The 6449-nt window shown below is 70.6% G+C and carries 9 protein-coding genes; 6 read left to right on the plus strand and 3 right to left on the minus strand.

Going from position 1 to position 6449, the window contains the following annotated elements; genetic code table 11:
* Positions 1-205: 205 nt before the first annotated feature.
* The gene (locus VF794_RS01455) at positions 206-619 is read right to left on the minus strand and encodes a translation initiation factor (RefSeq protein WP_414640855.1); all 414 of its coding nucleotides are present in this window, start codon (positions 617-619) and stop codon (positions 206-208) included.
* The gene (locus tag VF794_RS01460; RefSeq protein WP_331106967.1) at positions 616-834 is read right to left on the minus strand and encodes a hypothetical protein; all 219 of its coding nucleotides are present in this window, start codon (positions 832-834) and stop codon (positions 616-618) included. Before VF794_RS01460 ends, VF794_RS01455 begins: the two co-directional genes overlap by 4 nt.
* Before the next feature lie 247 nt (positions 835-1081).
* On the opposite strand from VF794_RS01460, the gene VF794_RS01465 reads away from it, so the two are divergent.
* From VF794_RS01465 to VF794_RS01490, 6 genes are all read left to right on the plus strand, one after another.
* Positions 1082-1828 carry an XRE family transcriptional regulator gene (locus VF794_RS01465; RefSeq protein ID WP_331106969.1) on the plus strand — a complete coding sequence of 249 codons (747 nt, stop codon included), beginning with the start codon at positions 1082-1084 and terminating at the stop codon, positions 1826-1828.
* Positions 1829-1867: 39 nt separating this feature from the next.
* A complete protein-coding gene (locus tag VF794_RS01470; RefSeq protein WP_331106971.1) occupies positions 1868-2413 on the plus strand; it encodes a hypothetical protein in 546 nt (181 codons plus the stop codon).
* Positions 2414-2583: 170 nt separating this feature from the next.
* Positions 2584-3282 (plus strand): sigma-70 family RNA polymerase sigma factor, encoded by a 699-nt coding sequence (locus tag VF794_RS01475; protein ID WP_331106973.1) that lies wholly within the window; start codon positions 2584-2586, stop codon positions 3280-3282.
* A complete protein-coding gene (locus tag VF794_RS01480) occupies positions 3279-4727 on the plus strand; it encodes a serine/threonine-protein kinase (RefSeq protein WP_331106975.1) in 1449 nt (482 codons plus the stop codon). Before VF794_RS01475 ends, VF794_RS01480 begins: the two co-directional genes overlap by 4 nt.
* Before the next feature lie 119 nt (positions 4728-4846).
* Positions 4847-5311, plus strand: coding sequence for a hypothetical protein (locus tag VF794_RS01485; protein ID WP_331106977.1), 465 nt, complete (start codon positions 4847-4849; stop codon positions 5309-5311).
* 8 nt (positions 5312-5319) lie between these two features.
* Positions 5320-5868, plus strand: a complete 549-nt coding sequence (locus VF794_RS01490) for a DCC1-like thiol-disulfide oxidoreductase family protein (protein WP_331106979.1) — start codon at positions 5320-5322, stop codon at positions 5866-5868.
* A 10-nt stretch (positions 5869-5878) separates the two neighbouring features.
* Here VF794_RS01490 and VF794_RS01495 read toward each other — a convergent pair.
* On the minus strand, positions 5879-6449 hold a 571-nt coding region (locus tag VF794_RS01495), incomplete at its 5' end, for an SDR family oxidoreductase (RefSeq protein ID WP_331106980.1).

A 6449-nucleotide genomic window follows, 5' to 3' on the forward strand; every position in this document is an offset into this window, starting at 1 on the left:
CACCGAGCGGAAACCCGAGGACGCGCCGAAGGCTCCCGCCGCCTGAGGCGCCCCGGGGCGGCTCAGCCGTGGACCACGCGCTTGACGCCCCGGCGCAGCAACAGGTCGGGCAGCTTGAAGCGGTGATCGCCCCGCAGCACCAGTCGCTCCCCGTCCACCGAGCCGAAGCCCGAGGACACGTCGAAGGCTCCCGCGGCCTGACGGCTCAGCCGTGCACCACCCGCTTGACGCCCCGGCGCAGCAGCAGGTCGGGCAGCTTGAAGCGGTGGTCGCCTCGCAGCACCAGCCGCTCTCCCTCCACGGCACCCGTACAGGCCAGGCCCCGTTGCAGCGCCTGGAGCCACTCCCGCAGCTCGGCCTCGGGAAGGCCCAGGCCCTCCACCACCGTCACCTCCTCGCCACCACGTCCGGCTTCGAGCCGGAGCACCGCGCGCTCGGGCCCCTGGGGCGGGGGCTCGTCGGGGAAGTCCTCCTTGCGCAGTTGGGGCTTCGTGGAGGGCAGCGTGTCGCGCAGGCTCTCGAGCCGGGCGAACGGGTTGTGGAAGGTTCCCTTCGCGTCCTTGTCCTTCTGCTTGGCCATGGCGGTGGGCAGCGTGCTCGCTCCGCCCCCGCGCTTCAAGGCACCCGGCGTCCGACGAGCCGCGTGAGGAGGTCCTGGAACTCGTCCGGGCCGATGTCGAGCTGCTCGACGACATGCCCGTAGAGCAGGGCCGAGGGGACGGAGCGGCCCCCGCGCTCCTGTTCGAGCCGGTGCAGCGTGTGGAGGATGATGCGCTGGGGCCGGGTCAGGCCGTCGCGCACGTCGGGGATGGAGTCGCGGGGATCCCTGGGCACGCCCCCCTTCTACCCTGCCGGGCAGGTGGGATTGACAGCTCCTCCGTTAAAGCGGATATTGCGTACGTCCGTTTTCGCGGACATGGTTCCGCTATCGGAGAAGCAGACCCACCATGAGCCAGGCAGCCCAAGTCATCGATCTCGAAGAGTTCCGGAAGCGGCGCGAGCCCAGGCCCTCCTCTGCTCGGTCGCCTGCACCCATGACCCTCTGGACGCCGGTATGGGTGTGGGTCATGGTCTGGCCTGCGTGAAATCGGTTCGCGAAAACACCCCTCCGTCGAAGCAGGAGGAAGAGGCGACTCCAGCTCCCAAGGGCCGGGGTCGGAAGCGGGCGCAGAGCGAGAAGGCGGAAGCTCCTTCGGCTGCTCCCCCCACTGCCCCCGCCCCCGAGGACGAGTGGGCCTACGAGGTCGCGCACGGCGAGGCCTCGGCGGACCTCGCTCCCATCGTGGGCCGCAACCTGCGCCGCCTGCGCACCCAGCGCGGCCTCTCCCTGGAGCGCCTGGCCAAGGCATCCGGGGTGAGCCGGGCCATGCTGGGGCAGATCGAACTCGGACAGAGCGCGCCCACCATCAACGTCATCTGGAAGATCGCCCGGTCGCTGGGCATCCCGTTCTCGGCGCTCATCAGCACCACGGCCCAGAGCGGCACCCGGCTGATGCGCTCCACGCAGGCCAAGGTGCTCGCCTCCCATGACGGGCGCTTCACGTCGCGGGCGCTCTTCCCGTTCGACGAGCCGCGGCGCGTGGAGTTCTACGAGCTGCACCTGGCCGCGCGCGCGGAGGAGCGGGCGGATCCGCACCCGCCGGGGACGCTGGAGAACCTCGTGGTGACGGTGGGGCAGGTGGAGATCGAGCGTGGGGACGAGCGCCACGTGCTGGGCGCGGGCGACGCCATCGTGTTCGAGGCGGACGTGGCCCACGTCTACCGCAACGCGGGCACCGTGGACGCGGTGATGTACCTGGTGATGACGTACGCGGAGACGGTCGGCTAGGTCGCCGTCCTCCAGGAACACGAAGAGCCGGCGGGCCCCATGGGGCGCTCTCGCCGGCTCTCGCGTTTCAGGCCCTCAGGGGCCCGGTGCTACTTCGCCGAGCACATCATCATCGGCATGCCGTTGCACATCATCATCATCGGCATCCCCATGGACATCATCGAGTTCATGGCGTCGCAGCAATCCTTCATCATCTCCATCTGGCCCGCGTCCATGGGCATCATCCGGCACATCATGCCGTCCTTGCCCATCTCACAGGTCATCCGGGCCATCATGGGCATGCGCATCATCATGGGCATCATCATCGGCATGCCACCGCCCATCATCGGGTTCATGCCCATCATCGGGTTCATGCCGCCCATCATCGGGTTCATGCCCATCATGCCGTTCATCATCGGCATGGGCATACCGCCACCCATCATCATGGGGTTCATGCCCATCATCGGCATCATGCCGTTCATCATCGGCATCGGCATGGGCATGCCGCCACCCATCATCGGGTTCATCATTCCGGACTGCATCGGCATGCTGCTCATCTGCGTGGCAGGGGTCATGGCGCTTCCTCGTGGGTTCGGGTGGGTGTGACTCAGGGTGTGATCGCAGGCACGGAAGCTAGAGAGGGGGTTGCCCCCGGACAACGCGAGGAGACCTTTTCCTCCAGTGAAACGGAGGCCCCGCCCCACCCGGCGGAGGCACGTGTCGGGCAGCGTGCAGAGGCCGGGACGGGGTGTGCACTTCCGGGCTAGAACTTCCCCATGCCGGGCACCTTCCCCCCCACGCGCTGGACCCTCATCCGCTCGGCACGCGGCTCCCCGGAAGCCCGCCGCGCGGCGCTCGAGTCGCTGCTGCGCACCTACTGGCGCCCCCTCTACGTCTTCATGCGCCGCCAGGGGCTGGACGCGGAGGCCGCTCGCGACGCGGTGCAGGATCTGCTCGTGCGGCTGCTGGAGCACGACTTCCTCGACCGGCTGAGCCCCGAAAAGGGCCGGCTGCGCGGCTACCTGCTGACCGCCGCGCGCAACCACCTCGTCCATCGGCACGAGCGCGAGAGCGCTGCCCGGCGTGGGGGCGGGGCCGTGCCGATGTCCCTGGACTTCGAGCTGGCGGAGCGGCTCGCCGCCGAGGACGCCCCGGGCCCGGACGAGGCCTTCGAGCGGGAGTGGGCGGCGAGCGTCATGGAGCGCGCCCTGGAGCGGCTGCGGGCCGAGTACGACAGCGGCGCGCGCAGCGGCCCCTTCGCCCTGGTGCTCCAGTTCTTCCGCCCGGGTGAGCCGCCGAGCTACCGGGAGGCCGCGGCGGAGCATGGCATGTCGCTGCCGCAGCTCAAGACGTTCCTCCACCGCGCGCGGGTGCGCTACCGCGAGCTGGTGCGCGAGGAGGTGGCGGACACGGTGGGTGAGCCCGAGGACACGGAGGCCGAGCTCGCCGAGCTGCTCCGGGTGTTGAAGCGATGAGCGCCGCCCGCTGCCCGCGCTGCGGGACTCCAGTGGACGCCACGCGCCTGGCGGTGTGTCCCGGGTGTCTCCTGGGCGAGGACGTGGAGGATCCGGGTCGCATCGGCTCGCTGGAGCTGGAGGAGGAGATTGGCCGGGGCGGCATGGGCCGCGTCTTCCGCGCGCGCCACGTGCGGCTGGACCGGGCGGTGGCGGTGAAGTTCCTCGCGGGGGAGGTCGCCTCCAGCCCCGAGGCCCAGGCCCGCTTCGCCCGGGAGGCGCGGGCGCTGGCGCTGTTGGACCACCCGAACATCGTCCGGGTGCACGACTTCGGAGACGAGGAGGGCGAGCGCTTCCTGGTGATGGAACTGGTGGAGGGCCGCTCGCTCGCGCAGGTGCTGCCGTTGCCCCCGGCGGAGGCCGTGCGCGTGGCCCTTCAGGTGTGCGACGCGCTGGCCTACGCGCACGCGCGCGGCGTGGTGCACCGGGACATCAAGCCCGCCAACATCCTCCTGGACGGCGAGGGGCGGGTGAAGGTGACGGACTTCGGAATCGCCCGCATCGTGCGCCCGGAGGGGCCGCGCGACACCCTCACCGCCTCGCACGTGGTGGTGGGCACCCCCGAGTACATGGCGCCCGAGGCGCTGGCCGGCGCCCCGCCCGACCCGAGAATGGACGTGTACGCGGTGGGCGCGCTGCTGCACGAGATGGTGACGGGCCGGCCCCCGGTGGCGGGCGCGCCCGTGCTGACGGGGGCGCTCGGGGTGGTGGTGCGGCGGGCGGTGGCGCTGGAGCCCTCGCGGCGCTACGCCAGCGCACAGGCCCTGGGGCTGGAGCTGCGGCGGCTCGCGGACGGGTCGCTGGAGGCGTCGCTGCCCCCGGACGAGGCGCTCTGGCTGCGCGCGGTGGCGGTGCTCCAGGCGGTGGCGGGCGCGCTCATGCTGTGGGCGCTCGTGGTGTCGGTGACGCCTCGCGTGCTGGCCCCGGGGCAGTTGGATCCGCTCACCATGCAGCCCGCGGCCCGGCTGGCGGACGGACGGGTGGTGACGCGGGCGCGCTTCGAGACCGGCCCCATCCTCGGCGCGGTGGCCGGCTTCGCGGTGGCGCTCGCGGCGTACGGGCTGTTGCGCAGGCACTGGCGCCACGAGGGCCTGGACGCCCCCGCTCCCGAGGTGCCGCTGCGCGAGGCCCGCACCTTCCTGGGCGTGGCGATGGGGTGCTCGGGCCTCTTCGCGCTGCGCGGCGTGCTGGAGCTGGGGGCGGGCCTCTCCATGCCCCCGTTCATGCCGCTGGTAGGGGGCCTGCTGGAGTTGTCGGCGCTCTACCTGCTGTGTGTCTCCACCCTGGAGGCGTGGCGGCGCCAGCGGCCCCTCTCCCGCGAGCCGGCCCTGTGGGTCGGGGTGCTGCTGATGCTCACCCCGCCCGTGTTGGAATTCAGCATGTACCTGTGGCACTGGCAGCCCTGAAAAGCCGCCCCGCAACCACGAAAATCCCTTCCGGTACTCCTCAGTGGAAGGGGAGGTCGGCGCCAACCCACGAGGGCACTGGAGCCCCGGGCGACCGCGCTCCCCCGAGGAGACGAGTCATGGATCCGGACCTGCTGGCGACCCCGGTGCCCCCCGCGTCGAGCCACTTCATGGTGGCGGCCTACCTGCTCTACCTGCTGGTGAGCATCGGGCTGACGGTGTGGGTGGCCAAGACGCTCCAGCGCAACGGGGCGCACTTCCTCCACGAGGCCTTCCTGGGCAAGGAGCGGCTGGCCGAGTCGGTGAACCACCTGCTGGTGGTGGGCTTCTACCTGATGAACATCGGCTACGTGGCGCTGTCGCTGAAAGAGCACCAGACCATCTGGACGGTGCAGGAGATCATCGAGCTGGTCTGCGGCAAGGTGGGCAAGGTGATGGTGGTGCTGGGGGCCATGCACTTCTTCAACCTGTATGTCTTCAACCGCATCCGCCGCACGGGCCAGCTCCGGAGCCAGCCGCCGCCGGTGCTGCCGCGCGAGTTCACCCGGGTGTCGTCGTCGGCCCCCGTGGCCGAGGGCGTCTGAGGTGCGCCATGCGAACCCTCTGCGTGCTGTATGACGAGACGTGCGGCTTCTGTGTGAGCTGTGCCCGGTGGCTGGGGTCTCAGCGCACGCTGGTGGGGCTCGAGTGCCTCCCGGCCGGAAGCGAGGCGGCGGCGCGACGCTTTCCCGAGCTGCGCCGCTCGGGCTCCGAGGAGGAGTTGGTGGTGGTGGACGAGGAGGGGGGCGTCTACCGCGACACCCAGGCGTGGCTGATGGTGCTGTGGGCGCTGGAGGAGTACCGGCCCTGGGCACAGCGCCTCTCCCAGCCCTCGCTGATGCCCCTGGCGCGCAACGCCTTCGAGCTGCTCTCCAGCAACCGCCGGAGGCTGTCCGACTGGCTGCACCTGGAGGACGAGGCGGTACGCAGGGATCTGGCCCAGGTTGGGGCTCCCGAGGCCCCGAAGTGCGCTCCGGGGGATGCGGCCTGCCGGCTCCCGCGCATGGCGCGGTGCTCGGGGTGTGGCAGGCCCTCGGTGGCGGGACGCACCGCCTGCCCTCACTGCCTGGCGGCGGTGGTCGACGCGCGGGAGCCGGCCTGAGTGCCCGGCATCAGTCGAGGAAGAAGTCCGGCAGCGGCTGCGTGCCGGGCTTCACGAGGTACTTCGTGAAGTCCGTCATGCCGGCCTCGCGCAGCAGGTCCTCGTCGATGAAGAAGTTGCCGGTGCACGAGCGGCTGTCGCGGGTGAGGATGGCATGGGCCGCATCGGACATGATCTCCGGGGTGCGGCTGGCCTCCATCATCTCCTGACCGCCAATCATGTTGATGGCGGCGGTGGCGATGACGGTGCGAGGCCAGAGCGCGTTGAAGGCCACGCCCTGGTCGCGGAACTCCTCGGCCATGCCGAGCATGCACATGCTCATGCCGTACTTGGCCATGGTGTAGGCCACGTGGTTCTGGAACCACTTGGGCTTCATGTTGAGCGGCGGCGAGAGGGTGAGGACGTGCGGGTTCTTCGCCTTGAGCAGCTCCGGCAAACACGCCTGGGTGGTGGCGTAGGTGCCGCGCACGTTGACGCCGAACATCAGGTCGAACTTCTTCATCGGCGTCTCCAGCGTGCCCGTCAGGCTGATGGCGCTGGCGTTGTTCACGAGGATGTCGATGCCGCCGAAGCGCTCCACC

This window comes from Archangium sp. (assembly GCF_036389735.1).
Lineage (GTDB): Bacteria > Myxococcota > Myxococcia > Myxococcales > Myxococcaceae > Archangium.

Coding starts and splice junctions, on each gene's coding strand:
- VF794_RS01470 (WP_331106971.1), top strand. CDS start 1,868: ATGGGGCGCTCTCGCCGGCTCTCGCGTTTCAGGCCCTCAGGGGCCCGG.
- VF794_RS01475 (WP_331106973.1), top strand. CDS start 2,584: ATGCCGGGCACCTTCCCCCCCACGCGCTGGACCCTCATCCGCTCGGCA.
- VF794_RS01480 (WP_331106975.1), top strand. CDS start 3,279: ATGAGCGCCGCCCGCTGCCCGCGCTGCGGGACTCCAGTGGACGCCACG.
- VF794_RS01485 (WP_331106977.1), top strand. CDS start 4,847: ATGGATCCGGACCTGCTGGCGACCCCGGTGCCCCCCGCGTCGAGCCAC.
- VF794_RS01490 (WP_331106979.1), top strand. CDS start 5,320: ATGCGAACCCTCTGCGTGCTGTATGACGAGACGTGCGGCTTCTGTGTG.